General features: G+C 69.0%; 27 protein-coding genes. 20 read left to right on the top strand and 7 right to left on the bottom strand.

Annotation, left to right across the window (positions count from 1 at the left end; translation table 11 throughout):
- Positions 1-16: 16 nt before the first annotated feature.
- The 4 genes from sufD to IEY60_RS02975 all read right to left on the bottom strand — a co-directional run bounded on the left by sufD (position 17) and on the right by IEY60_RS02975 (position 5,062).
- A complete protein-coding gene (gene sufD, locus IEY60_RS02960; RefSeq protein ID WP_189023499.1) occupies positions 17-1,195 on the bottom strand; it encodes a Fe-S cluster assembly protein SufD in 1,179 nt (392 codons plus the stop codon).
- Positions 1,195-2,631: a Fe-S cluster assembly protein SufB gene (gene sufB / locus IEY60_RS02965; RefSeq protein WP_189023501.1), complete on the bottom strand. Its 1,437-nt coding sequence runs from the start codon at positions 2,629-2,631 to the stop codon at positions 1,195-1,197. The genes sufD and sufB overlap by 1 nt, the downstream gene beginning before the upstream one ends.
- Positions 2,628-3,404 carry a helix-turn-helix transcriptional regulator gene (locus IEY60_RS02970; RefSeq protein ID WP_373291662.1) on the bottom strand — a complete coding sequence of 259 codons (777 nt, stop codon included), beginning with the start codon at positions 3,402-3,404 and terminating at the stop codon, positions 2,628-2,630. The genes sufB and IEY60_RS02970 overlap by 4 nt, the downstream gene beginning before the upstream one ends.
- Positions 3,405-3,583: 179 nt before the next feature.
- Positions 3,584-5,062 (bottom strand): FAD-dependent oxidoreductase, encoded by a 1,479-nt coding sequence (locus IEY60_RS02975; protein ID WP_189023503.1) that lies wholly within the window; start codon positions 5,060-5,062, stop codon positions 3,584-3,586.
- 85 nt (positions 5,063-5,147) lie between these two features.
- Between IEY60_RS02975 and IEY60_RS02980 the strand changes: the two genes are divergently transcribed.
- The 5 genes from IEY60_RS02980 (at position 5,148) to IEY60_RS03000 (ending at position 10,642) form a co-directional block, all read left to right on the top strand.
- Positions 5,148-6,098, top strand: a complete 951-nt coding sequence (locus tag IEY60_RS02980) for a rhomboid family intramembrane serine protease (protein WP_189023505.1) — start codon at positions 5,148-5,150, stop codon at positions 6,096-6,098.
- 82 nt (positions 6,099-6,180) lie between these two features.
- Positions 6,181-7,899, top strand: a complete 1,719-nt coding sequence (gene mptB / locus IEY60_RS02985) for a polyprenol phosphomannose-dependent alpha 1,6 mannosyltransferase MptB (RefSeq protein ID WP_189024839.1) — start codon at positions 6,181-6,183, stop codon at positions 7,897-7,899.
- Complete coding sequence (locus IEY60_RS02990) at positions 7,896-8,828, top strand: ABC transporter ATP-binding protein (protein ID WP_189023507.1); 933 nt, start codon at positions 7,896-7,898, stop codon at positions 8,826-8,828. Before mptB ends, IEY60_RS02990 begins: the two co-directional genes overlap by 4 nt.
- Positions 8,825-9,607 carry an ABC transporter permease gene (locus tag IEY60_RS02995; protein WP_189023509.1) on the top strand — a complete coding sequence of 261 codons (783 nt, stop codon included), beginning with the start codon at positions 8,825-8,827 and terminating at the stop codon, positions 9,605-9,607. The genes IEY60_RS02990 and IEY60_RS02995 overlap by 4 nt, the downstream gene beginning before the upstream one ends.
- 66 nt (positions 9,608-9,673) lie before the next feature.
- Positions 9,674-10,642 (top strand): COX15/CtaA family protein, encoded by a 969-nt coding sequence (locus IEY60_RS03000; RefSeq protein ID WP_189023511.1) that lies wholly within the window; start codon positions 9,674-9,676, stop codon positions 10,640-10,642.
- Between the two features lie 61 nt (positions 10,643-10,703).
- On the opposite strand, the gene IEY60_RS03005 is transcribed toward IEY60_RS03000, so the two are convergent.
- The gene (locus tag IEY60_RS03005) at positions 10,704-11,072 is read right to left on the bottom strand and encodes a hypothetical protein (RefSeq protein WP_189023513.1); all 369 of its coding nucleotides are present in this window, start codon (positions 11,070-11,072) and stop codon (positions 10,704-10,706) included.
- A 76-nt stretch (positions 11,073-11,148) separates the two neighbouring features.
- Here IEY60_RS03005 and IEY60_RS03010 point away from each other — a divergent pair, with 76 nt between their 5' ends.
- The 12 genes from IEY60_RS03010 (at position 11,149) to IEY60_RS03065 (ending at position 17,938) form a co-directional block, all read left to right on the top strand.
- The gene (locus IEY60_RS03010; RefSeq protein ID WP_189023515.1) at positions 11,149-12,114 is read left to right on the top strand and encodes a quinone oxidoreductase family protein; all 966 of its coding nucleotides are present in this window, start codon (positions 11,149-11,151) and stop codon (positions 12,112-12,114) included.
- 105 nt (positions 12,115-12,219) lie between these two features.
- On the top strand, positions 12,220-12,426 hold the full coding sequence (locus IEY60_RS03015) for a hypothetical protein (RefSeq protein WP_189023517.1): 207 nt from the start codon (positions 12,220-12,222) through the stop codon (positions 12,424-12,426).
- A gap of 208 nt (positions 12,427-12,634) precedes the next feature.
- Positions 12,635-13,273: a hypothetical protein gene (locus tag IEY60_RS03020; RefSeq protein WP_189023519.1), complete on the top strand. Its 639-nt coding sequence runs from the start codon at positions 12,635-12,637 to the stop codon at positions 13,271-13,273.
- Positions 13,274-13,278: 5 nt separating this feature from the next.
- Positions 13,279-14,415 carry an SRPBCC family protein gene (locus tag IEY60_RS03025; RefSeq protein ID WP_189023521.1) on the top strand — a complete coding sequence of 379 codons (1,137 nt, stop codon included), beginning with the start codon at positions 13,279-13,281 and terminating at the stop codon, positions 14,413-14,415.
- A complete protein-coding gene (gene gvpJ / locus IEY60_RS03030) occupies positions 14,412-14,816 on the top strand; it encodes a gas vesicle protein GvpJ (protein ID WP_189023523.1) in 405 nt (134 codons plus the stop codon). The genes IEY60_RS03025 and gvpJ overlap by 4 nt, the downstream gene beginning before the upstream one ends.
- Positions 14,816-15,577 (top strand): GvpL/GvpF family gas vesicle protein, encoded by a 762-nt coding sequence (locus tag IEY60_RS03035; RefSeq protein WP_189023525.1) that lies wholly within the window; start codon positions 14,816-14,818, stop codon positions 15,575-15,577. Before gvpJ ends, IEY60_RS03035 begins: the two co-directional genes overlap by 1 nt.
- Before the next feature lie 3 nt (positions 15,578-15,580).
- On the top strand, positions 15,581-15,841 hold the full coding sequence (locus tag IEY60_RS03040; RefSeq protein ID WP_189023527.1) for a gas vesicle protein GvpG: 261 nt from the start codon (positions 15,581-15,583) through the stop codon (positions 15,839-15,841).
- A 5-nt stretch (positions 15,842-15,846) separates the two neighbouring features.
- Positions 15,847-16,182 carry a gas vesicle protein GvpO gene (gene gvpO / locus IEY60_RS03045; RefSeq protein ID WP_189023529.1) on the top strand — a complete coding sequence of 112 codons (336 nt, stop codon included), beginning with the start codon at positions 15,847-15,849 and terminating at the stop codon, positions 16,180-16,182.
- On the top strand, positions 16,179-16,565 hold the full coding sequence (locus IEY60_RS03050) for a gas vesicle protein (RefSeq protein ID WP_189023531.1): 387 nt from the start codon (positions 16,179-16,181) through the stop codon (positions 16,563-16,565). The genes gvpO and IEY60_RS03050 overlap by 4 nt, the downstream gene beginning before the upstream one ends.
- Positions 16,562-17,413: a GvpL/GvpF family gas vesicle protein gene (locus IEY60_RS03055; protein WP_189023533.1), complete on the top strand. Its 852-nt coding sequence runs from the start codon at positions 16,562-16,564 to the stop codon at positions 17,411-17,413. The genes IEY60_RS03050 and IEY60_RS03055 overlap by 4 nt, the downstream gene beginning before the upstream one ends.
- Entirely contained in the window at positions 17,410-17,640 is a 231-nt protein-coding gene (locus tag IEY60_RS03060; protein WP_189023535.1) for a gas vesicle protein, read from the top strand. Before IEY60_RS03055 ends, IEY60_RS03060 begins: the two co-directional genes overlap by 4 nt.
- Positions 17,633-17,938: a gas vesicle protein K gene (locus IEY60_RS03065; RefSeq protein WP_189023537.1), complete on the top strand. Its 306-nt coding sequence runs from the start codon at positions 17,633-17,635 to the stop codon at positions 17,936-17,938. Before IEY60_RS03060 ends, IEY60_RS03065 begins: the two co-directional genes overlap by 8 nt.
- Before the next feature lie 6 nt (positions 17,939-17,944).
- On the opposite strand, the gene IEY60_RS03070 is transcribed toward IEY60_RS03065, so the two are convergent.
- Positions 17,945-18,547, bottom strand: coding sequence for a TetR/AcrR family transcriptional regulator (locus IEY60_RS03070; protein ID WP_229739499.1), 603 nt, complete (start codon positions 18,545-18,547; stop codon positions 17,945-17,947).
- A 96-nt stretch (positions 18,548-18,643) separates the two neighbouring features.
- On the opposite strand from IEY60_RS03070, the gene IEY60_RS03075 reads away from it, so the two are divergent.
- Positions 18,644-20,101, top strand: a complete 1,458-nt coding sequence (locus tag IEY60_RS03075) for an FAD-dependent monooxygenase (protein ID WP_189023541.1) — start codon at positions 18,644-18,646, stop codon at positions 20,099-20,101.
- Between the two features lie 93 nt (positions 20,102-20,194).
- On the opposite strand, the gene IEY60_RS03080 is transcribed toward IEY60_RS03075, so the two are convergent.
- Positions 20,195-21,184, bottom strand: coding sequence for a heme o synthase (locus IEY60_RS03080; RefSeq protein ID WP_189023543.1), 990 nt, complete (start codon positions 21,182-21,184; stop codon positions 20,195-20,197).
- A 442-nt stretch (positions 21,185-21,626) separates the two neighbouring features.
- Here IEY60_RS03080 and tkt point away from each other — a divergent pair, with 442 nt between their 5' ends.
- Together tkt and tal are read left to right on the top strand one after the other, a co-directional pair.
- A complete protein-coding gene (gene tkt, locus IEY60_RS03085) occupies positions 21,627-23,768 on the top strand; it encodes a transketolase (protein WP_189023545.1) in 2,142 nt (713 codons plus the stop codon).
- A gap of 5 nt (positions 23,769-23,773) precedes the next feature.
- On the top strand, positions 23,774-24,910 hold the full coding sequence (gene tal, locus IEY60_RS03090) for a transaldolase (RefSeq protein ID WP_189023547.1): 1,137 nt from the start codon (positions 23,774-23,776) through the stop codon (positions 24,908-24,910).
- Positions 24,911-24,912 lie beyond the last annotated feature (2 nt).

The following is a 24,912-nucleotide window of genomic DNA, read 5'->3' on the forward strand; positions in this document are numbered from 1 at the left end:
GGGAGTATGAGGGGTGTCAGATGCCGACAGTGGCGAGCTCGGCCTCGATGGCCGCCTCCAGCCGCTCCCGGACCTCGGGGACCGTGATCTTCTGGATGATCTCGTGGAAGAAGCCACGCACCACCAGGCGGCGGGCGACGTCTTCGGGAATGCCGCGAGCACGCAGGTAGAACAGCTGCTCGTCGTCGAAACGGCCGGTGGCGCTGGCGTGTCCGGCGCCGGCGATCTCGCCGGTCTCGATCTCCAGGTTCGGCACCGAGTCGGCGCGCGCGCCGTCGGTGAGCACCAGGTTGCGGTTGGCTTCGTAGGTGTCGGTGCCCTCGGCTGCCGCGCGGATCAGCACGTCGCCGACCCACACGGTGCGGGCATCGCCCTTGGGCGAGGCCGGATCACCCTGCAGCGCACCCTTGTACAGCACGTTGGACTTGCAGTTGGGCTCCGAGTGGTCGACCAGCAGGCGCTGCTCGAAGTGCTGGCCCGCGTCGGCGAAGTACAGGCCGAACAGCTCGGCCTCGCCGCCGGGACCGGCGTAGCGCACGGTGCCGGTGAGGCGGACCAGGTCGCCGCCGAGGGTGGCGGCGAAGTGGCGCACGGTGGCGTCGCGGCCCAGCTTCAGGTGATGCGCGGTGGCGTGCACGGCGTCCTCGGCCCATTCCTGGACGGCGACGACGGTCAGCTTGGCGCTGTCACCCAGCACGAATTCGACGTTCTCGGCGTAGGTTCCGCTGCCGCGCTGGTCGAGGACCACCGTGGCGACGGCGAAGTTGTCCAGGCGCACCTGCAGGTGACCGTAGGCGGTCTTGCCCTCGCCGGGACCGGTGACGGTCACGGTGATCGGGTCGGAGACCTCGGTCTCCTTGCCGACGGTGATCACGGTCGCCGACTCGAAGCCCGAATAGGCCTGGGCGGCAACACGATCGGCGGGGGTACCGGCCTGGCCGAGGCGGGCGTCGGTGCGGTCCACCGTTTCCACGGTGACCCCGGCGACCTCGCTGACCTCGACGGTCGCCTGACCGTCACGCGCGGCCGAGCCGTCGTGCAGGCCGCGCAGCCGGCGCAGCGGGGTGAAGCGCCAGGCCTCGTCACGGCCCGACGGGACCTCGAACTGGTCGACGTCGAACGAAGTGAAGACCTCGCCCTTGTTGACGGCGGCGCCCGCGCCCGGGTTCTGGGTCGGCGTCTCGAGCGACGACATCAGCCAACGGCCCCTTCCATCTGCAGCTCGATGAGCCGGTTCAGTTCCAACGCGTATTCCATCGGCAGTTCCTTGGCGATGGGCTCGACGAAGCCGCGCACCACCATCGCCATCGCCTCGTCCTCGGTCAGACCGCGGCTCATCAGGTAGAACAGCTGATCCTCGGAGACCTTGGAGACGGTCGCCTCGTGGCCCATCGTCACGTCGTCCTCGCGGATGTCGACGTAGGGGTAGGTGTCGGAGCGGCTGATCGTGTCGACCAGCAGCGCGTCACACTTCACCGTCGACTTGGAGCCGTGGGCGCCCTTGTTGATCTGGACCAGGCCGCGGTACGACGCGCGACCGCCGCCACGCGCCACCGACTTCGACACGATGGTCGAGGAGGTGTGCGGGGCCAGGTGCAGCATCTTGGCACCGGTGTCCTGGTGCTGGCCGACGCCGGCGAACGCGACCGAGAGCACCTCGCCGTGGGCGTGCTCACCGGTCATCCAGACCGCCGGGTACTTCATGGTGACCTTGGAGCCGATGTTGCCGTCGACCCACTCCATGGTGGCGCCCGCCTCGGCCTTGGCCCGCTTGGTGACCAGGTTGTAGACGTTGTTCGACCAGTTCTGGATGGTCGTGTAGCGGCAGCGGCCGCCCTTCTTCACGATGATCTCGACGACCGCGGAGTGCAGCGAGTCGGACTTGTAGATCGGGGCTGTACAACCCTCGACGTAGTGGACGTAGGCGTCCTCGTCGACGATGATCAGCGTCCGCTCGAACTGGCCCATGTTCTCGGTGTTGATCCGGAAGTAGGCCTGCAGCGGGATGTCGACGTGCACGCCCGGCGGCACGTAGATGAACGAGCCACCCGACCAGACGGCGGTGTTGAGCGCGGAGAACTTGTTGTCACCGGCGGGGATCACCGAGCCGAAGTACTGCTGGAAGATCTCCGGGTGCTCCTTGAGCGCGGTGTCGGTGTCGAGGAAGATGACGCCCTGCTTCTCCAGGTCCTCGCGGATGGAGTGGTAGACGACCTCGGACTCGTACTGCGCGGCGACACCGGACACGAGGCGCTGCTTCTCCGCCTCGGGGATGCCCAGCTTGTCGTAGGTGTTCTTGATGTCCTCGGGCAGGTCTTCCCAGCTCTCGGCCTGCTTCTCCGAGGAGCGCACGAAGTACTTGATGTTGTCGAAGTCGATGCCGTCGAGGTTGGAACCCCAGTTCGGCATGGGCTTGCGATCGAAGATGCGCAGGGCCTTGAGCCGGATGTCGAGCATCCACTCCGGCTCGCTCTTCTTGGCCGAGATGTCGCGAACGACAGCCTCCGACAGGCCGCGTTGCGCACTGGCACCGGCCACATCCGAATCGGCCCAGCCGTAACCGTAGTTGCCCAGCGAGGCGATGGTCTCGTCCTGGGTCAGCGGTTGCACCTGGTCGGTGGTCGTCGTCATTCGGCACTCCTTCCGGAGTCGTTCGTTCGTCCCGCCGCGGGCTGTGCGGCGGTGATCAGCGGTACGTGGGTGGTGCAGGCGCAATCGCCGTTGGCGATGGTCGCAAGTCGCTGTACGTGGGTGCCGAGCAGGTCGCGGAAAGCGTCCAGTTCGGCGTCACACAGCTGCGGGAACTCCTCGGCCACGTGGGCCACGGGGCAGTGATGCTGGCAGATCTGCACACCGGTGCCGACCTGGCGGGTGGTGGCGGCGAAACCGGCGTCGGTGAACGCTTCCGCGATCTCCTCCACCTTGGCCTCGATCTGGGGTGCGGTGTGCTCGGCGACCGGCTCGATGCCGTCGACGATGGTGCCGACCCGCTTGCGGGCGAATTCGGCGATCGCCGCGTCGCCGCCGATTTCGCCGAGCTGGCGGATCGCCGCCCCGGCCAGATCGTCGTAGGCGTGGCCGAGATTGCCACGCCCCGCCGCCGTGAGCTGGTACTGCTTGGCCGGTCGGCCGCGGCCCTTCTGCTGCCACGGCGCCGATCGGCTCGCCCTGGCCTGACCCGCGTCGATGAGCGCGTCGAGGTGCCTGCGCACGCCGGCGGGCGCGAGCCCGAGCGCGGTGCCGATGGCGGTCGCGGTGATCGGGCCTTCTTCGAGCAGGAGCTGGACGATGGCCGCCCTGGTCTGACCCTCGTGCACGGTCGCGACGGGCACGGCCGACGTCCGGGCGCCGGTCGTCTTACGACCGGTCCCTTCCACGCCTGTCCGCAAACCCACGGTTTTCACAACACCAGTGTGGCGGAATTACTTCCCTAAATCTAATAAGGGTCACCTTGCCAAGGGTGCCCTGACCTGGGAAGTCGCCACGCCTCGTGTCTGCGCCCCGGGTAAAAGCCCAGGTACCGCTCCCGGCGCCGGATCGATTCCGTGCGCCGGGGTGACTCATCGCACAGCGCGCGGATCCGTCACCGGGGTAGCGGTTCGGTCGCCGGGCCCTCGAGCACAGTGCCGTCGGGGGCGAAGCGCGACCCGTGCAGCGGGCAGTCCCAGGTCCGTTCGGCATCGTTCCACTGCACTATGCCGTGCAGGTGCGGGCACACCGCCGACACCTCGGTGGTCACGCCGTCGACGGTGGAGACGGCGGTGGGGCGCAGGCCGTGGCGTTCGGTCCGGCCGCACCCTTCGGGCGGCACCGTGTGGTCGCCAGCGCCGACCAGCCGCAACCACCCGGTCGTCATGTATCTGGCGACCGCCGCGTTGGACTTGGCGCCTGCCAGGACCGAGGTCACCTCGTTGAGACGCCAGGTGGACAGGGTGCCCGCCCACGGCGGCCGCTTGCCGGTCAGCCGCCCGGCCAGCGCGAGTGCGGCGGCGGCGCCGTTGGTCAGCCCCCATTTCGCGAAGCCGGTGGCGACCAGGACATTGTCGCGGCCCGGTAGCAACGGTCCGACGTAGGGCAGCTCGCCGACGGGGTGATAGTCCTGGGCCGACCAGCGGTGCAGCAGTTCGGCACCGGGGAACCAGCGCCCGGTCCAGTCGAGCAACTGCTGGACGTGGGCGGTGGCCGAGCCATCCCGGCCGACGTCATGGCCGCTGCCGCCGACGAGCAGCACGTCACCGTCCTCGGCCGGGAACACGCGCAGCGACCGGATCGGCCGCCCGGCACTGATGTACATCTCCTGCGGCACCGGTCCCGGCACCCGCCACGCCGACAGATAGGAACGCTGCGCGGTGAGACGGGCGAAGAAGCCGCCGCGGTCGAAGATCGGGGTGCCGGTGGCGACCACGACATTCGCGGCCGACACCTCGCCGTGTTCGGTGCCGATCACGACCTCGCCGTCGCGGTGGTGCAGGCTCTGGGCGCGGGTGGATTCGAAGATCGGCGCACCGTGCGATTCGACGTCGGCGGCGAGGGCGGCCAGCATCGCCATCGGGTCGATCTGGGCTTGCTCGCGCAGCCGGACCGCGCTGTGGATGGGAAAGGGAACGTCGATGTCGTCGACCAGCTCGGTGGGTAGTCCCGCGGCGCGGGTGGCCTCGAATTCCGCACGCACAGCGGCGGTTTCGGACTGGTTCTGGGCGTAGGTGAGCGCGGGGACCCGCTGGGCGTCGATATCGTGCCCCGCGCAGAAGTTCAGCAGCCAGTCCAGGCCCTCCACATTGCCCGCGATATAGCGCGACAGCGACGCGATGCCGTGCCTGCCCGCGATGGCCTGGGCCCGGGTGCCTTGCAGCAGCGAGATCTTCGCCGTGGAGGCGGCGGTCGTGCCCGCGCCGACCCGCCTGGCCTCGAGCACCGCGACCTCGCGGCCCTGCTCGGCCAGCAGCAGCGCGGTCGCCAGCCCGACCAGCCCGGCGCCGATGACGACGGTGTCGAAGCGGGAACCGGCGGTGAGCCGCAAACGGGCGGGGACCTCGGCGTTGTTCAACCACAATGACGTCATGTCCCGGTCATAGCCCCGTCGCGCCGGCCGAAACGGCCGCGCGCGACAGAGCGCCCGCCGCGTCGGCGCATGGCACGATAGCGGTGTGTCCACCCCGCCCACACCCACGTGTGTCCGCCACCCCGATCGACCCACCGGACTCGCGTGCACGCGGTGTGGCAGGCCCGCCTGTCCCGAATGCCTGCGGCCCGCCTCGGTCGGACAGCACTGCGTGGACTGCGTGCGGCAGGGGCAGCGGGACGTGCGGCAGGTGCGCACCGTCGGTGGCGGCCGGGCCGGTGGCGGTGCCGTTCCGTATGTCACCTACGGGTTGATCGCGGTCAATGTGCTGGTCTACGTCATCACGGCCGCCCAGGCGGGCAGCGCGATGGACAACTATCGCGGGTCGGCGCTGTTCCGGGAATTCGTGCTGGTTCCGCTGCTGGTGGCCGACGGCGAGTGGTGGCGGTTGCTCGGTTCGGGATTCCTGCATTACGGCGCGATCCACCTGCTGGTCAACATGTTCGCGCTCTATGTCGTCGGGCGCGATCTCGAGCAGGTGCTCGGCCGGGTGCGGTTCGCCTGCGTCTATCTGGTCTCGCTGCTCGGCGGTTCCGCCGCGGTGATGGCCCTGTCGGACACGATCGTCGCGACCGCGGGGGCCTCCGGCGCGGTGTACGGCCTGTTCGGCGCGGTGACCGTGACGCTGATCCGGTTGCGGCAGAGCCCGACGCCGATGTTGGTCGTCATCGGTGTCAACGTGCTGATCAGTTTCTCGCTGCCGGGCATCTCGCTGTGGGGCCACCTCGGCGGGCTGGCCGCCGGCACGCTCGCCGCGCTCGGTTTCCTGTTCGTCCCCGGCTGGCTGTTGGCGCGCAGGCCGGAGGCGGCGCGGACACCGGAAGCGGCGCGGCGCATCGGCTGGGTCGCCCTCGCCGCGGTCGCGGTGGCGTGCCTGGCCGTCACCGTCGCGGCCGCCGCCGCGGTGTCCAACGACCGGCCGACGGCGCCCACCGGGGTGTCGGCGCCCGTCGTCGAGGCGCCGCAACCCCGGTAGCCGCCGCGATCCGCGCTGGTCGACGACGGGCGGCCGACCGGAACACCGCCACCAGCGGCCGACCACACTAGGCTCCGTGTTCGTGGCGGTACTGGAGGGCGCGGCGCGCAAGACACTGGCGTTCGGGAGGCGGGCTCTCGGGCTCGACGTGCCGACGCCCGATCACACCGTCGCGGTGCTGCACCGCGACGAGAGCGAGGTCCCCGGGCTCGACAGGAACGAGCGCGCGCAACTGGACCGGATCCGGCTGATGGGCGCCACCGGCGCGGTGCTGATGGCGATCGCGGCGCTGGGTATCGGCGCGCAGCCGGTGCACCAGAACCCGGTCTCGGGCATGCGGGTGCTCGGCATCTTCGCGCGGGCGCACACCGGGTCGCTGGCGATGTGCATGTTCGGCACCGTACTGGTGATCGGCGCGTGGCTGCTGCTGGGCCGGTTCGCGGTCGGCGGGCTGGCGGGTTCGCCGCTGCACCGGTTGAGCCGATCGCAGCTGGATCGCACGCTGCTGCTGTGGATCATCCCGCTCAGCGTGGCGCCGCCGATGTTCAGCAACGACGTCTATTCCTATCTGGCGCAGAGCGAGATCGCCGCGCGCGGCATCGACCCGTATCTGGAAGGTCCGGTCGCCGGGCTCGGCATCGACAATGTCCTCACCAACAATGTGCCGACGATCTGGCGTGACACTCCCGCGCCCTACGGTCCGCTGTTCCTGTGGATCGGCCGCGGCATCGCGGAGCTGACCGGGGACAACATCATCGCCGGGGTGTGGGTGCACCGGCTGCTGGCGCTGGCCGGTGTCGCCCTGATCGTGTGGGCGCTGCCCCGGCTGTCCGTGCGCTGCGGTGTCGCCCCGGTGAGCGCGCTGTGGCTGGGCGCGGCCAACCCGCTGGTGCTGTTCCATCTGGTCGGCGGCGTGCACAACGACGCGCTCATGCTCGGTCTGATGCTGGCCGGCGTCGAACTGATGCTGCGCGCGATCTACGGCAACGGTGGCAAGCCCGATCGGTTGATCGGCACGAATCCGGCGCCGTTCGACGGCCGTGCGTATGCCCTGCTGATCGGCGGCGCGGTGGTGATCACGTTGTCGTCGTCGGTCAAGTTCACCTCGATCATCGCGCTCGGCTTCGTCGGCATGGCGCTGGCCCGCCGGTGGGGTGGCACACTCCAGGCCGTCGTCAAGGCGGCCTTGTTGCTCGGTCTGATCGCCGGGGTGACGACGCTGCTGGTGAGCTGGCTGAGCGGGCTCGGGTTCGGCTGGATCTTCACCCTCAACACCGCCAGCGCCGTGCGCAGCTGGATGTCGCTGCCGACCGTCATCGGCATCATCACCGGATTCGGCGGCGTGCTGCTCGGTCTCGGCGATCACACGACGGCACTGCTGTCGATCACCCGGCCCATCGCGGCGGCGGTCGCTGCCTACGTGACGGTGCGCATGCTGGTCGCCACCGGCACCGGCAGGCTGCACCCGGTCGGCGCGCTCGGCGTCTCGCTCGGCGCGATCGTGCTGCTGTTCCCGGTGGTCCAGCCCTGGTACCTGCTGTGGGCGATCGTGCCGCTGGCCGCCTGGGCCACCCAACCGGTGTTCCGCGTGCCCGCCGTCGCGTTCTCCGCCGTCGTCTCGATGCTGGTGATGCCGCGCGGTGCGGAGTTCCAGGTCTTCCAGATCATCGGCGCGGCACTGGCCGCCGCGGTCTGCTTCGCGTTGTTCTTCGCGCTCACCCGGCACTCCCTGCCGTGGCGGGCTCAGCCGGGGGTGTCGGCTCCGTCACAGGAGGGCACGGCTTACCGTGTGACATCGTGACAAGTCGCCTTGGACCCGCTGTTAGCGTCGACGGCGTGGTCAAGCGCTACGGCGAGACCACCGCGGTCGACGGCCTGCGATTCGATGTCGAACAGGCCCAGGTGTTCGCGTTGCTCGGCCCCAACGGGGCGGGCAAGACCACCACCGTCGAGATGTGCGAGGGCTTCGTCCGCCCCGACGCGGGCACGGTGCGCGTCCTCGGGCTCGACCCCATCGCCGACTCCGAACAGCTGCGCCCGCGCATCGGCGTGATGCTGCAGGGCGGCGGCGCCTACCCGGGCGCCCGCGCCGGCGAGATGCTCGACCTGGTCGCTGCCTATTCTGCCGACCCGATCGATCCGGACTGGCTGCTGGCGACCCTCGGTCTGCAGGACAACCGCCGCACGCCCTACCGCCGCCTGTCCGGTGGTCAGCAGCAGCGGCTCGCGCTGGCCTGCGCGCTGGTCGGCAGGCCGGAGATCGTGTTCCTCGACGAACCCACCGCGGGCCTGGACGCGCAGGCGCGGCTGATCGTGTGGGAACTGATCGACGCCCTGCGCCGCGACGGGGTGAGCGTCGTGCTCACCACGCACATGATGGACGAGGCCGAGCAGCTCGCCGACCAGCTGGTGATCATCGATCACGGCGAGATCGTCGCCCAGGGCACCCCCGCCGAGGTCACCGCGCACGGCGCCGCGGGTCAGCTGCGGTTCTGCGCCCCGCCCAAGCTCGATCTCGCGTTGCTGAAATCGGCGCTGCCGGAAGGCTTCTCGCCGCGCGAGACCTCGCCGGGCACCTACCTCGTCGAGGGCGAGATCAACCCGCAGGTGCTGGCGACCGTCACCGCCTGGTGCGCCAGGATGGACGTGCTGGCCACCGACATCCGCATCGATGCGCGCCGCCTCGAAGACGTCTTCCTCGAACTGACCGGACGGGACCTGCGCGGATGACCGAGAACACCAGCCGGTTCCAGCCCGGCACGTTCGCCCCCGGCCCGCGCCCGGCATCGCGCGCGACGATGCTCACCGCGCAGACCGGGCTCGAGCTGAAGCTGTTGCTGCGCAACGGCGAACAGCTGCTGCTCACCATGTTCATCCCCATCACGCTGCTGATCGGGCTCACCCTGCTGCCGTTCGGCGAGCTCGGCGAGCACCGGGTCGACAAGGTGGTGCCGATGGTCATGATGACCGCGGTGATGTCGACGGCGTTCACCGGCCAGGCCATCGCCGTCGGCTTCGACCGGCGCTACGGCGCGCTCAAGCGCCTCGGCGCGACACCGCTGCCGCGCTGGGGCGTGATCGCGGGCAAGTGCGCGGCGGTACTGATCGTGGTGGTGCTGCAGGCGATGCTGCTCGGCGCGATCGGCGCCGCACTGGGCTGGCGGCCCGGCCTCGGCGGGCTCGCGCTCGGTGCGCTGGTGATCGCGCTCGGCACCGCGACCTTCGCGGCCATGGGCCTGCTGCTGGGCGGGACGCTCAAGGCCGAGGTCGTGCTGGCGCTGGCCAATGTCCTGTGGTTCATCATGCTCGGCGTCGCCAGCCTGGTGCTGGTCGGCGATTCGCTGCACACCGCGGTCACCGTGCTCGTCCGGCTGGTCCCGTCCGGCGCGCTGGCGTTCGCGCTGGAAGCGGCACTGTCCGGGGCGGTCGACTGGTTCGGTGTCGCGGTGCTCGCGGTGTGGGGCGTGGTGTGCGGGTGGCTCGCGACCCGGCTGTTCCGGTTCAGCTGAGTGATCAACGACGCACTGTAGTAGCCCTGGTATCGGCCGGGAATTCGCGGCCAGTACCATCGTGACGTGCTGTATCGCGCCTTCCTGGGACTCGTCGACCGGCTGCCGCTCCCCTCGCTGCGGGTGCAGCGGCTCATCGCGTTCGCGGTGATCCTCAGCCAGGCAGGCATTTCCGTGACCGGCGCCGTCGTGCGCGTCACCGCGTCGGGCCTGGGCTGCCCGACCTGGCCGCAGTGCTTCCCCGGCAGCTTCACCCCGGTGGGGGTGTCGGAGGTGCCGGTCATCCATCAGACCGTCGAGTTCGGCAACCGGCTGCTCACCTTCGCGGTGACGCTGTGCGCCGCGCTCATCGTGCTCGCCGTGGTCAGGGCGCGGCGCCGCCGCGAGGTGCTCGTCTACGCGTGGCTGATGCCCGGCGGCACCGTCGTGCAGGCGATCATCGGCGGCATCACCGTGCGCACCGGGCTGCTGTGGTGGACGGTGGCCGTGCACCTGCTGGCCTCGATGGTGATGGTGTGGCTGGCGGTCGTGCTCTACGCCAAGATCGGTCAGTCCGACGACGGCATCGACACCGTCCAGGTGCCCGCTCCCCTGCGCTGGCTCACCGCGCTCAGCGGTGTCGCGCTGGCGGGTGTGCTGATCGCGGGCACGCTGGTGACCGCCGCCGGACCGCACGCCGGAGACAAGAGCATCGAACGTCCGGTCGCGCGGCTGCAGGTCGAGATCGTCACGCTGGTGCACCTGCACTCGCAGTTGCTCGTCGGCTATCTGGCGCTGCTGGTCGGTCTCGCGTTCGGCCTGTTCGCCGTCGGCATCACCCCGGCGATCCGCGTCCGCCTGTACGTGCTGCTCGGGCTGGTCGTGTCCCAGTCCCTGGTCGGCGTCGTCCAGTACTTCACCGATGTCCCCGCCGCGCTGGTCGCCATCCATGTCGGCGGCGCTGCGGCGTGCACCGCCGCCACCGCCGCGCTGTGGGCCTCGCTGCGTGTCCGCGAGCAGGTCGACGCGCCCACTCCGGTGGCCGCGGCGCACTGATCTCCTGACAAAAGCAACAGCCCGCGATCTCGACGATCGCGGGCTGTTGTCGTTGCCGGAGTCAGGCGCCGGCGAAGAGCTTCCAGTTGCGCGCCTTCGGGAAGCGGGTCTGGTTGGCGACCCAGCCCGCCATCTTCTTCCAGTGCGACGCGGCCGGAGTCACGACGGAGACCAGTTCGCGGTTCCACTCGTCGGTCTCGGCGAGGCCGTCGACCCGCTCGACGAGGGCCTTCGCGGTCGCCATGTCGGCCACCATGCGGTCACCGAGGATGCCGTCGGCGCCGACCAGCGTGATGCGCACGCCCTGCTCGCCGATGTACTGCAGCACGGCCGTACCCGAACCACCGTGCTCGGCGACGAACTTGACGACGGACTTCTCGACCTCGGCAGGCACCTTCACGGCGACGGGGGCGGCGGTGGTAGCACTCATGGCCGTGAGTTTACCGGCCGGTAGTTGCGAGTCCACCCCCGAGTGGCGTCGAACACGGGGTGTACAAAGGGGACTCATGCGCGCGATTCAGGTTTCCGAGCACGGTGGTCCCGAGGTCCTGCGGTACGTCGAGGTGGCAGATCCGCCGATCGGGCCGGGTCAGCTGCTGGTCGACACCCAGGGCGTGGGCGTCAACTACATCGACATCTACTTCCGCACCGGACTGTATCCGCAGGCGACTCCTTATATCCCGGGCACCGAGGGCACCGGCATCGTGGCGGCGGTCGGCGCGGACGTCACCGAGTTCGCGGTCGGTGACCGGGTGGCCTGGGCCGCGGCGCCGGGCAGCTACGCGGACAAGGTCGCCGTCGACGCGGCCGTGGCGGTGCAGGTACCCGAGGGTGTCGACCCGATCGTCGCGGCGGCCGCCCTGCTCCAGGGGATGACCGCGCACTACCTGGTCGAATCGGTGTTCCGCCCCGAACCCGGCGATCCGGTGCTGATCCACGCGGGCGCGGGCGGCGTCGGGCTACTGCTCACCCAGATGGCCGCCGCCAAGGGCGCGCGGGTGATCACCACCGTCTCCACCGACGACAAGGAGAAGCTCTCGCGCCAGGCGGGCGCCCGCGAGGTCCTGCGCTACGGCGACGACCTGGCCGCCCAGGTCCGCGAACTCACCGACGGCGCCGGTGTCGCCGCGGTTTACGACGGCGTCGGCGCCAGCACCTTCGAGGCCAGCCTCGCCTCGCTGCGCGTGCGCGGCACCCTGGCCCTGTTCGGCGCGGCCAGCGGCGCGGTCCCTCCGTTCGACCCGCAGCGCCTCAACCCCGCGGGGTCGCTGTGGCTGACCCGCCCGTCCCTGGGCGCCTACACTCGCGATCGCGCCGAATTCCTGTGGCGCGCAACCGATGTCTTCGATGGCATCGCCGCGGGCACGCTGACCTTCCGCATCGGCGCGACCTACCCCCTCGCGGACGCCGCGCAAGCCCACCGCGATCTGGCCGGACGCAAGACCACCGGCTCCATCGTCCTGCTGCCTTAGCTTCCCGGGCCACCTCGTTCTCGCCGAACTCCGGCGGCTGTGCCCGCGCGCGTCGAGTGAAAATCGAGCGAGAAGAGCGCAGAATGGGGAGGCAGGAAGGTTGTCATGCGAGCGATACAGGGTCTGCTCAATGTGGTGGTGGGGATCCTGACCGCTGTGCTCGGCACGGTAGTCGGGTTGCTCGCCGCTGTGGTGTGGGTCCTCGGCGCCGTGTTGTGCGCGACGATCCTTCTGATTCCGCTGGGGCTTCCCGTCATCAAGCTCGGTAGCCGCCTGTTCGGCCTTGCCAAGCAGCTGATGCACAACCCCTGATACCACTCGATTTCCCGGATTCGCTGGTTGCCAGATCACGGCTCAGATGCCGAACCTTGGCGGGTTTTCGCAGGCAGAACCCATCGACCCATTCGGTAACTAGGCATACGCTGGAATGCATGTGATCTACCCCACTCATAGCGGTGTCATAGCCGGCGTAATGGGGACGCGTCGGTGCCGTGGCAGTCGAGCCAGCGAGGAGTTGAGCATGAAAGGCGGAACGAGAATTGCGGTAGGGGTGGGAATCGGGTATGTGCTCGGCCGCACGCGCAAAATGCGCTTTGCGTTGGCACTGGCGGGTGCGGCGATGGCCAAGCGGTCCTCGGGTGCCCCCGCGGAGCTGCTGGGACGCGGAGCTTCGCTGCTCAAATCGTCGCCGGAGCTGACTCGGCTCACCGACACCGTTCGCGGCGAGTTGGCAGGCGCGGTCCGGACGGCGGCGGTCACCGCCGCGAGCAATCGCATCGACGCACTCAACGCTCGGTTGCAGCAGGGCTCGACGCTCGTGTTGGACGAGGGCCGAGACGAGTCACCGGAAGCGGATTCCGACGAAGGCGAGTACTACGACGAACCGACCCGGGAGGACGAGCAAGCGTCCGCCGACGAGGCCGAGGACGAGGACCTCGAGGACGAAGACGATTCCGGACGAAGCCACGACGAGGACGACAGCGGTCAGCCCGCAGCGCGCACGCGGGCACGCCGGACAGGGACCGCGGGCGGACGGAAAACCGGCTCCCGGACCGCGGCTCGTAGCTCCGGGTCCGCGGACCGCAAGCCGGCTTCGGCTGTCCGACGCCGTAGCCGTTCCGACCCCGACGAAGCGCCCGTACGACGCGCCAGGAGGTGAGGGCGATGGCGAAGACGTTGCACGATGCGACGGCCGGAGTCGGCAAGGTGGCCACCGATACAGCGGGCCGCGCCACCAAAGCCGCGACCCGGGCTGGGTCGACGGCACGGAAAACGGCGCAAAGTCCCACCCCGACGGGCCTGCTGCAGCAATCCGTGCAGAACCTCGTCGGAACCCTGGCCGAACGCACGGTGTCCGGGCTGTCGAACCGGGTATCGCAGACCGCGGGCCGGTTGAGCGAGTACGGCGAAGGTAACGGAGGGAATCTGCTGGCTGCGGTGACCGGCGTCGAGAAGCTGGCCGAAGGCGCCTCGCCGTTGCGAGCGGCCGTCAGCGGCAGCATGAGCAAGCTCCGGCACTCGGTCGGCGAATCGTTCGAGGCGGCAAAGGAGTCGTTGACCGGCGGCAAAGGCAAGGGCAAAGGCGGCGGCAAGAAGCTGAAGCTGACCAACATCGTCGAACACATCGACGTGGGGGTTCCGGTGGATCTGGCCTACGACCAGTGGACCCAGTTCGCGGATTTTCCGAAGTTCACGAAGAAGGTCGAGCAGGTCGAGCAGGTCGCCGACGAGAAGCTCAGCTGGACCGGCAAGGTGTTCTGGTCCAGACGCACCTGGGAATCCACGATCCTCGAGCAGGTGCCCTTCGAGCGGATCGTCTGGCGTTCCAAGGGCGCCAAAGGCTACATCGACGGCGCGGTCACCTTCCACGAGCTCACGCCGGGGCTCACCCGCATCCTCGTGGTGCTCGAGTACCATCCCCAGGGCGTGTTCGAGAAGACCGCCAATCTGTGGCGCGCGGCAGGTCGCCGGTGCCGCCTGGAACTCAAGCACTTCCAGCGGCAGGTCATGCTCGACTCCGTGCTGCACAGCGACGACATCGTCGGCTGGCACGGCGAGATCCACGACAGCGAGGTCGTCAAAGACGACGAGACCGCGCGGCGTGAGGAAGAAGAGAACACCGAAGACGACCACGCGGACGAAGAAACCCCCGCGGACGAGGAGCCGGACGAGACCGAAGTGGACGAGGAAGACGAGGAGGAAGAAGAAGAAGAACCGGAGCCGCCTCGCCGCCGACCGGCCGCCCGCCGCAAGAGCCCGGTGACCCGCCGGGCGCGTGAGAGCCGAGGAGCAAGCGAATGACCATCGAACCCGCAGGAGGTGGCGGAGCCGGCACGATGGCGCGGCCGAACTCCTCCAGCCTTGCCGATGTCATAGACACGATTCTCGACAAAGGACTGGTCATCGACGCGTTCGCGCGAGTCTCGCTGGTCGGCATCGAGCTGGTCACCATCGACGCGCGCGTCGTGGTGGCCAGTGTCGACACGTATCTGCGATTCGCCGAAGCGGTCAACCGGCTGGAGATCTCGACCAGCGAACCGAAGGGGCTGACCGATATCGTCGGCGAAGTCACCGAGGGCGCCTCGAAGCACAAGACGAAGGGCGTTCTGGAAGCGGCCGGCGAGAAGGTCTCGGATTTTCTCGGCGACGTCGAGGACAAGCGCCAGACAACGCCCCGGTCGTCCAGACGCCGGGAGGAGTAATGGCTGCCGACGCCACCGCTGTGTATGTCTATGGCATCGTGCCCGCCGACGTCGAACCCGAGCCGAACGCGACCGGTGTCGGCGATCCTCCGGGCGAGGTCACCGTGGTGCGGCACGGCGAGATCGCCGCGCTGGTCAGCGCGCTCGAATCCGATCGGCCACTGGGCACCCCCGAGGACCTCACCGTCCATGCCGAACTGCTGGACGGGTCGGCCGTCGTCGCCCCGGTACTGCCGCTGCGGTTCGGTGCCGTCATGGCCGACGCGGAGGCGGTGGAGAACGAATTGCTCGCGACGAACGAGGACGAATTCCGCGCCGCGCTGGAGGAACTCGAGGGCCGGGCGCAGTTCGTGATCAGGGGGCGCTACATCGAGGACACCATCCTGCGCGAACTGCTCGACGAGAACGCCGAGGCCGCCCGGCTCCGCGAGGAGATCCGCGACAAACCGGAGGACGCCACCCGCAATGCCCGCATCGCGCTGGGCGAGCTGATCAATCAGGCCATCGAGACCAAGCGAGCCGAGGATACTCGCACCACAATTTCCGAACTCGAGAAGCTGGAACCGCTGGTCAACCAGCGCGAGCCCAGCCATGAGGAGGACGCCGTCCACATCGCGGTGCTGGTCGAGTTGGCCAGGCAGGAAGAGCTGGAGGATACGTTGCGCCGGCTCGCCGAGCGGTGGGACAGCCGAGTGGAGCTGACTCTGCTCGGACCGATGGCGGCCTACGACTTCGTGACGAAGCGAGCCCCCGAGGGGTGAGGCATGGGTCTGCTCTCAACGATATTGACGTTGCCCCTCGCGCCGGTTCGCGGCGTGATCTGGCTCGGCGAAGTGATCCAGGACCAGGTCGAGCAGCAGCTCCATGATCCCGCGGCGCTGCGAGCCGAGCTCGAGCAGATCGATCGCGCGGCGCAGGCCGGTCAGCTGTCCGAAGAAGAGCACAAGCAGGCGCAGCAGTCGGTTCTGGATCGTATGACCGGCTCCACGAGTGACCTGACCGCGATCGACCGGACAGAGGAGTGACTCGCGTGGCCCGCAAGACTACTTCCGACGATTCCGAGGACGTGTATTCGGCGTCGGACGAACAGCCTCCCCTGAGCGCGGCGCAAGCCGCAGCGGTAGCGATCGAGCATCTCGTCGAACTGACGTCGAAACACGTGCAGGGCGTCACCCGGATGGAACCGACGGAGGATGGCTGGCTGGTGGAGATCGAGGTACTCGAGGATCGCCGCATCCCCTCCTCGGCGGACATTCTGGCGCTCTACGAGGAGGAGATCGATCTCGACGGGAATCTGCTGGCCTACCGCAGGACACAGCGCTTCGGGCGCGGCAACACCGACGTCGGCGGAAACGAGCGGCGATGACTGTGGTCGGAGGCGGATCTTCGGTCCCGCAGCCCTACGGGGGCGGGCATCAGTCCACGAACCTCGCCGACATCCTGGAGCGGGTCCTCGACAAGGGCTTGGTGATCGCCGGCGACATCCAGGTGAACCTGCTCGACATCGAACTGCTCACGATCAAGTTGCGCTTGGTGATCGCGTCCCTGGAGACGGCCAAGGCGGTCGGCATCGACTGGTGGGAGACCGACCCCTGGCTCAACAGCAAGGCCCGCACGCTGGAGCGGCAGGATCGGGATCTCGAACTCGAGAACCGCGAACTTCGGGATCGGATCGCCCAGCTGGAGGCGACGAACGGACGCGGTCAACTCAGCGAGCGCGACCGCGAGCCCAAGGAACACCGATCGTGACCCCTGGTCTCGGGGTCTGGCTGTACGCGGTGACGTCCAGCCGCGACGGGGTGGCGGACCTGAACGAGCTGACCGGAGTCGCGGGCGAGCCGGTGCGGACGGTGGTCTCGGATGATCTGACCGCGGTCGTAGGCTCGGTGCCGCTGGAGGTTTTCGGGGAGCAGCCACTACGCGGGCACTTGGAGGATCTCGACTGGCTGGCGGCGACAGCCCGCACGCACGACGCCGTCGTGTCGACCGTGGTGCGCCGAGGTCCGGCCCTCCCGCTGCGCCTGGCCACCGTCTTCAGCGACGACGACCGAGTGCGCGAGCTGCTCGACGAACGGCGAGCTGAGTTCGGTGCGGCTCTGGCCCTGGTGAGCGGCCGCACCGAGTGGGGCGTGAAAGCCTACGGCGATCGCGCTGCCCTGACCGCTGCCGTGGCCGAAGCCAGGGCCGCGAACGAAGGCGGCGATCGCGCTGCCCTGACCGCTGCCGTGGCCGAAGCCAGGGCCGCGAACGAAGGCGGCGCGACGGGGGCGGGGACCGCGTATCTGGCCCGGCGTCGCGCGCAACTGTCCGCACAGGAGACCGTCGAACGCGACGCGGCAGCGCGCGCCGCGGAGATCCACACACGCTTGGTTCGCCACGCCGCGGCAGGACGACTGCAGGCGCTGACCGATCCAGCGCTGAGTGGGCGCCGGGACTGGATGGTGCTCAACGGGACATACCTCGTGGACGACGATCGCATCGACGACTTCACCGCGACCGTCACGATGCTCGGCTCCGAATTCCCCGGCATCCGGCTCGAACTCACCGGCCCGTGGCCGCCGTATTCGTTCGCAGGCGTAGAACGAGAGCCGGCATGAGCCAGGTCGACCGCACCGTCGACGACGAGCGCCGCGTCGCGCTGGTCGACCTGCTGGATCGGGTGCTGGCCGGTGGCGTGGTGATTTCCGGCGACGTCACACTCGCCATCGCCGACGTCGACCTCGTCCAGATCTCGTTGCGAGCCCTCATCTCCTCGATCAGCACGCTCTCGACGCCGGCCGGGTCCGCGGTGCGCGGTGTGCTGGAACCGCCCGGCGATGACTGAATTCGGCGGCATCCCACCGCGTATCGACACCGAACCGGAATCCGTCGAGCGCGGGCTGGTCACCCTCGTCCTCACGCTGGTGGAACTGCTGCGGCAACTGATGGAGCGGCAAGCGTTGCGCCGCGTCGACGCAGGCGACCTCACCGACACCCAGATCGAACGGATCGGCACCACCCTGATGCTGCTCGAACAACGCATGGACGAATTACGTGACCACTTCGGCCTCACCCCGGAAGAGCTCAACATCGATCTCGGCCCCCTCGGCACCCTGCTCCCGCGTGACCCGACCGACCGCTGACCGCGGTCAATAATCGCGACCGGTGAGCCCCCGGTAGACGAATCGCGTGATCGACTCGATCGCCTCCTCGTCGGTCAACGTCACCGACCCGTCCTCGACCATGCGCAGCGTCCCGTCGACCGCGGCGAACATCATCGCCAGGCTGGCATCGACGGTGCCGGGCAGGTGCAGCCCGCGCTCGGGGAAATCGGAAACGTGGTCGGCGATATCGGCGCGCTGCGCCGTGCCGAAACTCGCGATGATCCGGGCGAATTCGGGGCTGACCTGTGCGGCCTGGCCCATGGCCCGCAGTACCGAGGCGTTGTCGCGGGCGAAGGTCCAGTAACCGCGCACGTGGTAGCGCACCGCGGCCGGATCGGTGAAGTCGCCGTTGTGCTCGGGATCGGCGGCGCGTTCGTCGCCCGCTACGGCTATATCGGCCAGCAATGCTTGCAGCAGTTCCTCTTTGCTCGCGAAGTGGTTGTAGAACGAGCCCGCGGCCCGGCCCGCGGCGGCGGTGATGTCGGTGATCTTGGCGTTCAGGTAGCCGTGTTCGGCGAAGACCTGGCGGGCGGCGTCCTTGAGCGCCTGCTCGGTCTCCGCGGATTTCTCGCGCCTGCTGCCTGCCACCGGAAGCCACCTCCTTGACAAGCACGGTACCAACACTGAAACTGAATTCATATTCACTGAATATTGATTCAGTTCTCATCGCAGGAGGCAGTTCTCATGTCCGACCAGGTACTTGTCGCCGGTGCAGGCCCGACCGGTCTCACCCTCGCCATCGATCTCGCGCGGCGCGGGATCGCGGTCCGGCTCGTCGACCGAGCCGAGACACCCTTCCAGGGGTCGCGTGGCGACGGCATCCAGCCGCGCACGCTGGAGGTGTTCGAGGATCTCGGCGTCCTCGGCGCGGTGCTGTCCGCCGGGCGCGACCTGCCGGCGATGCATGTGTACTTCGCGGGTGCGTTCGTCGGCGAGCGCCGCATGGCGGAACCGGTCGCACCGACACCGGACGTGCCGTATCCGAACGGGTGGGTGCTCGGCCAATCCGACACCGAGGCGATCCTGCGAGCGCGGCTGGCCGAGCTGGGTGGACAGGTCGAATTCGGTACGGCGCTGGTCGATTTCACACACGACGACACGGGCGTCACCGCGACACTGCTGCGCGACGGCGTCCACGAGACGGTCCACGCGAGCTACCTGGTCGGCGCCGACGGCGGCGCGAGCACAGTGCGCAAGGGTCTGGGGATCGCATTCGAGGGCAGCACCGACGACTCGATCAGGATGCTGCTCGGTGATGTCCGCGTCGACGCCATCGACCACGAGTTCGGCTACTGGTTCGCCGGCGCGGCCGACCAGCCGATGGACGGCTTCACGCTGTCACCGCTGCCGGGTGGACGTCGCTTCCAGTTCGCCGCGCCACTGGCCGAGGGTCAGTCCCCCGACTCGGCCACCCTGCAGGGTCTCGCCGACCGCCACGCTCCGGCGCTGGGCCTGACCCTGAGCGAGCTGTCGTGGGTCACGGTGTGGCGCCCCAACATTCGTCTCGCCGAGCGCTTCCGCGACGGCCGGGTGCTGCTCGCGGGCGATGCCGCCCACGTCCACCCGCCGACCGGCGGACAGGGCCTCAACACCGGTGTCCAGGACGCCTACAACCTCGGCTGGAAGCTGGCGGCCGCCCTCGACGGCGATACCGCCCCGCTCGACACCTACGAACCCGAACGCCGCACGGTCGCGGCCCGCGTCCTCGGTCTGAGCACCGAACTCCTCGACAAACTCGTCGACGGCGACGAGGACGCGATGCACCGCGGCCCCGAGACCCGCCAGCTCGGCATCACCTACCGCTCCCCCACCGAGCAGGGTCCGCTCGTCGCGGGCGACCGCGCACCGGATGCTCCGCTGCACGACGAATCCGGCCGCCCGATCCGCCTGTTCGACCTCTTTCGCGGCCCGCACGCCACCTTGCTTCGTTTCGCGTCGGCGGACCGCGCGCCCGTCGACGATCCCGCCGTGCGCACGGTCGAGATCCGTCACGCCGATGCCCCGGCCCACCCCGACGTCGCCGACCAGCTCGCGTCCACAGCACTCGTCGACACCGACGGTCACGCGTTCACCGCCTACGCGGCCACTCCCGGCACCCACATCCTGATCCGTCCGGACGGCCATCTCGCCCGCCGTTGGTAGACCCTGCCGCCGCCAGTCAGCGGGGCAGCACCGAGACGAATACGCCGATGGCCGGGCATCTCTGCCCGGCCATCGGCGTTGGTTCGAGAAGTATCAGAGCCCGACGAGGCTACCGAGCGTGGTCCACCCGAGCACCGAGTCGACAGCCAGACCACAGAACACCACCGCCAGGTAGTTGTTCGATTGAAGGAACAACCGCAGCGGCTTCACCGACTCACCCCGCCGCACCCCGGCATAGAGCTGATGCGCCATCAGCAGGAACCAAGCACCGGCCACCAGCGCGACGGCTGCGTAGATGACGCCGGTCGCGGGGACCAGAGCCAGCGTGGCCAGCACCGTCAGCCAGGTGTAGATGACGATCTGCTTGGTGACAACCTGCTCGGTCGCGACCACCGGCAGCATCGGCACCCCGGCCGCCCGGTAGTCCTCCTTGTAGCGCATGGCCAGCGCCCAGGTATGCGGCGGCGTCCAGAAGAAGATGACCGCGAACAGCACGATCGCGGGCCAGCCGATGTTCCCGGTGACCGCAGACCAGCCGACGAGGGCGGGCATGCAGCCGGCGGCGCCGCCCCACACCACGTTCTGCGAGGTCCGGCGCTTGAGGCCCTTGGTGTAGACGAAGACGTAGAACAGGATCGTGGCCACGACGAGCAGGCCGCTGAGCAGGTTGGCCTGCCACCACAGCCAGGCGAAGGAGATCACGCCGAGGGTGACGCCGAAGACGAACGCGTGCGAGGTGGGCACCGCGTCGCGGGCGAGCGGGCGCCGGGCGGTCCGCTTCATCACCTTGTCGATGTCGGCGTCGGCGACACAGTTGAGGGTGTTGGCGCTGGCCGCGCCCATCCAGCCACCGAACAGGGTGACCAGGATCAGCCGGATGTCGACGGTGCCGCGGTCGGCCAGCAACATCGTCGGGATGGTGGCCACGAGCAACAGCTCGATGACACGCGGCTTGGTGAGCGCGATGTAGGCGAGCGGCTTGCGCAGGACCTTGGAGACGAGACCGTCCCCGGTGAGGCGATCGGCCAGTGCCGTCGAGGAATTGTGCGCACCGCTACTACCCGGCTGGGGATCGATCCGCACTGTTTCTCCTCGCACGCTGTGCTTCGCATCCGGCATTGGAACGAGCAGCGCGCGGCTGCGACGCGGCCACTACTACAGACGATGGTAGACCCACGCCGGTGCCGCTCCACGCCAGGCCCCCGCCACCGTGGGCACGGTCACTGCCGCTCACACGGCCGTCGCCAGGCCCCACGCCGCGGTGAACCGGCATCGACATGCAGGTGAACGGCACCGCGGCGGCGTCACCACCTGCCGTGCGGATCGATGCCGCCCACACCCGGAGACGACGCCCAGGTCCGCACTACACTCACAACCAGGGTTCGCGCCGGTCCCACCGAGCATCACCACTAGGGTATGGATGTACATCGGTACGCACCCCCCGGCCGCGTGCGATCCGTTCGAGACACATCGCAGCTGCCATGTATCGCCGTCGACGAAACCTCAGGTCAGGAGAACCACGGTCGTGTCAGTCACAGACGACATTCGCGCCCTCACTCAGCGGAACTACCCCAGCGACTGGACGGACCTCGACACCAAGGCCGTCGATACCGCCCGCGTCCTCGCCGCCGATGCCGTGCAGAAGGCGGGCAACGGCCACCCCGGTACCGCGATGAGCCTCGCGCCGGTCGCCTACACCCTCTTCCAGCGCACGATGCGCCATGACCCCGCGGAACCGCGCTGGGTCGGTCGCGACCGGTTCGTGCTGTCCTGTGGGCATTCCAGCCTCACCCTCTACATCCAGCTCTACCTGGCCGGTTTCGGCCTGGAGCTGACCGACCTCGAGCACCTGCGCCAGTGGGGTTCGCTGACCCCGGGCCACCCCGAGTTCCGGCACACCGACGGCGTCGAGATCACCACCGGCCCGCTGGGTCAGGGCCTGGCGTCGGCGGTCGGCATGGCGATGGCCGCCCGTCGTGAGCGCGGCCTGTTCGATCCGGAAGCGGCGCCGGGCACCAGCCCGTTCGACCACTTCATCTACACCATCGCCTCCGACGGCGACCTGCAGGAGGGCGTCACCGCCGAGGCCTCCTCGATCGCGGGCACCCAGCAGCTGGGCAACCTCGTGGTGATCTACGACGACAACGAGATCTCCATCGAGGACGACACCGACATCGCCTTCACCGAGGACGTGGCCAAGCGCTACGAGGCCTACGGCTGGCATGTGCAGATCGTCGAGGGCGGCGAGGACGTCGTGGCGATCGAGGCGGCCATCGAGGCGGCCAAGGCCGAGACCGACAAGCCGTCGATCATCATCCTGCGCACCATCATCGGCTTCCCCGCGCCGAACAAGATGAACACCGGCGGCGTGCACGGCGCCGCGCTGGGCGCCGACGAGGTCGCCGCGGTCAAGAAGGCGCTCGGTTTCGATCCCGAGAAGTCCTTCGACGTCGATCCGGCCGTCATCGAGCACACCCGTAAGGCCCTGGCCCGCGGTACCGAGGCCAAGGCGAAGTGGCAGCTGGACTTCGACAAGTGGGCCGAGACGAACCCGTCGAACAAGGCGCTGTTCGACCGCCTGCAGACCCGCTCGCTGCCCAAGGGCTGGGTCGAGGCGCTGCCGACCTTCGAGACCGACCCGAAGGGCATGGCCACCCGCAAGGCCTCCGGCAAGTTCCTGGCGTCCGTCGCCGACGAGCTGCCCGAGCTGTGGGGCGGCTCGGCCGACCTGGCCGAGTCCAACAACACCACCATGCCCAACCAGCCGAGCTTCGGCCCCGAGTCGATCTCGACCGGCATGTGGAAGGCGCAGCCCTACGGCCGCACCCTGCACTTCGGTATCCGTGAGCACGCGATGGGCTCGATCCTCAACGGCATCGCGCTGCACGGCCCGACCCGCCCGTACGGTGGCACCTTCCTGGTGTTCTCCGACTACATGCGCCCGGCCGTTCGCCTGGCCGCGCTGATGCGGGTGCCCGCCATCTACGTCTGGACCCACGACTCCATCGGTCTCGGCGAGGACGGCCCGACCCACCAGCCGGTCGAGCACCTGGCCGCGCTGCGCGCGATCCCCGGCCTCAATGTCGTGCGCCCCGGCGACGCCAACGAGACCGTGCACGCCTGGCGCACCATCCTCGAGCGCGATTCCGACGAGCACATCTCGCACTTCGCGACCTTCGACCCCCCGCACCAGGACGGCCCGTCCGCGCTGGCGCTGACCCGCCAGGACATCCCGACCCTCGAAGGCACCAGCTACGAGGGTGTCAAGAAGGGCGGCTACGTGCTGGCGGAGGCCTCGACGGGTACCCCGCAGGTCATCCTGATCGGCACCGGTTCCGAGCTCCAGCTCGCGGTCGCCGCGCGCACTACGCTGGAGGAGCAGGGCATCCCGACCCGCGTGGTCTCGATGCCGTGTGTGGAATGGTTCGACGCGCAGGACCAGGGCTACCGCGACGAGGTGCTGCCGCCTTCGGTGCGCGCCCGGGTGGCCGTCGAGGCCGGTATCGCGATGCCGTGGCACCGGTTCGTCGGTGACGCGGGTGAGGTCGTCGGCATCGATCACTTCGGTGCCTCGGCCGACTTCAAGACCCTGTTCCGCGAATTCGGTATCACCGCCGATGCCGTCGTCGCCGCCGCACTGCGTTCGACCGACAAGGTGAAGGGGTAAAACCAATGGCACAGAACGAGAATCTCGCCGCGCTCTCGGCCGCGGGGGTCTCGGTGTGGCTCGACGATCTGTCCCGTGATCGGATCAAGTCCGGCAATCTCGCCGACCTGGTCGCGACCCGCAGCGTCGTCGGTGTCACCACGAACCCGAGCATCTTCCAGGCCGCCCTGAGCAAGGGCCACGACTACGACGGTCAGCTCAAAGAGCTTGCCGCCCAGGGCGCCGACGCCGACGCCGCGATCCGCACCATGACCACCGACGACGTGCGCGCCGCCTGCGATGTGCTCGCCCCGGTGTTCGAGGCCACCGGTGGCGTGGACGGCCGCGTGTCGATCGAGGTCGACCCGCGTTTCGCCTTCGACGCAGACAAGACGGTCGCCCAGGCGATCGAGCTGTGGAAGATCGTCGACCGCAAGAACCTGTTCATCAAGATCCCGGCCACCGAGGCGGGCCTGCCCGCCATCACCTCGGTGATCGGCGAGGGCATCAGCGTGAACGTGACGCTGATCTTCTCGGTGCCGCGCTACCGCGCGGTGATGGGCGCCTACCTCGACGGTCTGCGCAACGCCCAGATCGGCGGCCACGACCTGGCCAAGATCCATTCCGTCGCTTCGTTCTTCGTCTCCCGCGTGGACACCGAGATCGACAAGCGCCTGGACGCGATCGGCACCCCGGAGGCGCTCGCGCTGCGTGGCAAGGCGGGTGTGGCCAACGCCCGGCTGGCCTACGCCGAGTACCAGGACGTGTTCGACGGTGGGGCGCACACTTCCACCTACAACCACCTGGCCGCGCAGGGCGGTAACCGCCAGCGTCCGCTGTGGGCGTCGACCGGGGTGAAGAACCCGGACTACTCCGACACCCTGTACGTCACCGAGCTGGTGGGCCCGAACACGGTGAACACCCTGCCGGAGAAGACGTTGCAGGCCTTCGCCGATCACGGCGAGGTCCTCGGCGACACCCTCAGCGGCCGGGCCGCCGAGGCCGCGCAGGTCTTCGCCGACCTGGCGGCGGTCGGCATCGACCTCGACGATGTGTTCGCGCTGCTCGAGCGCGAGGGCGTCGACAAGTTCGAGTCGGCGTGGAACGAACTGCTCGACGCCACCACCGGCGAACTGCGCACCGCGGCGGCGGGGGGCAACTGACC

It is taken from the genome of Nocardia rhizosphaerihabitans (assembly GCF_014646295.1).
Classification (GTDB): domain Bacteria; phylum Actinomycetota; class Actinomycetes; order Mycobacteriales; family Mycobacteriaceae; genus Nocardia; species Nocardia rhizosphaerihabitans.

Bases quoted from the DNA above. Each gene is read 5' to 3' on its own strand.
- gvpJ (WP_189023523.1), top strand. From the start codon at position 14,412: ATGACCATCGAACCCGCAGGAGGTGGCGGAGCCGGCACGATGGCGCGG.
- IEY60_RS03015 (WP_189023517.1), top strand. From the start codon at position 12,220: ATGCGAGCGATACAGGGTCTGCTCAATGTGGTGGTGGGGATCCTGACC.
- sufD (WP_189023499.1), bottom strand. From the start codon at position 1,195: ATGTCGTCGCTCGAGACGCCGACCCAGAACCCGGGCGCGGGCGCCGCC.
- IEY60_RS02995 (WP_189023509.1), top strand. From the start codon at position 8,825: ATGACCGAGAACACCAGCCGGTTCCAGCCCGGCACGTTCGCCCCCGGC.
- IEY60_RS03040 (WP_189023527.1), top strand. From the start codon at position 15,581: ATGGGTCTGCTCTCAACGATATTGACGTTGCCCCTCGCGCCGGTTCGC.
- sufB (WP_189023501.1), bottom strand. From the start codon at position 2,631: ATGACGACGACCACCGACCAGGTGCAACCGCTGACCCAGGACGAGACC.
- IEY60_RS03005 (WP_189023513.1), bottom strand. From the start codon at position 11,072: ATGAGTGCTACCACCGCCGCCCCCGTCGCCGTGAAGGTGCCTGCCGAG.
- IEY60_RS03010 (WP_189023515.1), top strand. From the start codon at position 11,149: ATGCGCGCGATTCAGGTTTCCGAGCACGGTGGTCCCGAGGTCCTGCGG.
- IEY60_RS03025 (WP_189023521.1), top strand. From the start codon at position 13,279: ATGGCGAAGACGTTGCACGATGCGACGGCCGGAGTCGGCAAGGTGGCC.
- IEY60_RS03035 (WP_189023525.1), top strand. From the start codon at position 14,816: ATGGCTGCCGACGCCACCGCTGTGTATGTCTATGGCATCGTGCCCGCC.
- IEY60_RS03065 (WP_189023537.1), top strand. From the start codon at position 17,633: ATGACTGAATTCGGCGGCATCCCACCGCGTATCGACACCGAACCGGAA.
- tal (WP_189023547.1), top strand. From the start codon at position 23,774: ATGGCACAGAACGAGAATCTCGCCGCGCTCTCGGCCGCGGGGGTCTCG.
- IEY60_RS03050 (WP_189023531.1), top strand. From the start codon at position 16,179: ATGACTGTGGTCGGAGGCGGATCTTCGGTCCCGCAGCCCTACGGGGGC.
- IEY60_RS02975 (WP_189023503.1), bottom strand. From the start codon at position 5,062: ATGACGTCATTGTGGTTGAACAACGCCGAGGTCCCCGCCCGTTTGCGG.
- IEY60_RS03060 (WP_189023535.1), top strand. From the start codon at position 17,410: ATGAGCCAGGTCGACCGCACCGTCGACGACGAGCGCCGCGTCGCGCTG.
- IEY60_RS03075 (WP_189023541.1), top strand. From the start codon at position 18,644: ATGTCCGACCAGGTACTTGTCGCCGGTGCAGGCCCGACCGGTCTCACC.
- IEY60_RS03020 (WP_189023519.1), top strand. From the start codon at position 12,635: ATGAAAGGCGGAACGAGAATTGCGGTAGGGGTGGGAATCGGGTATGTG.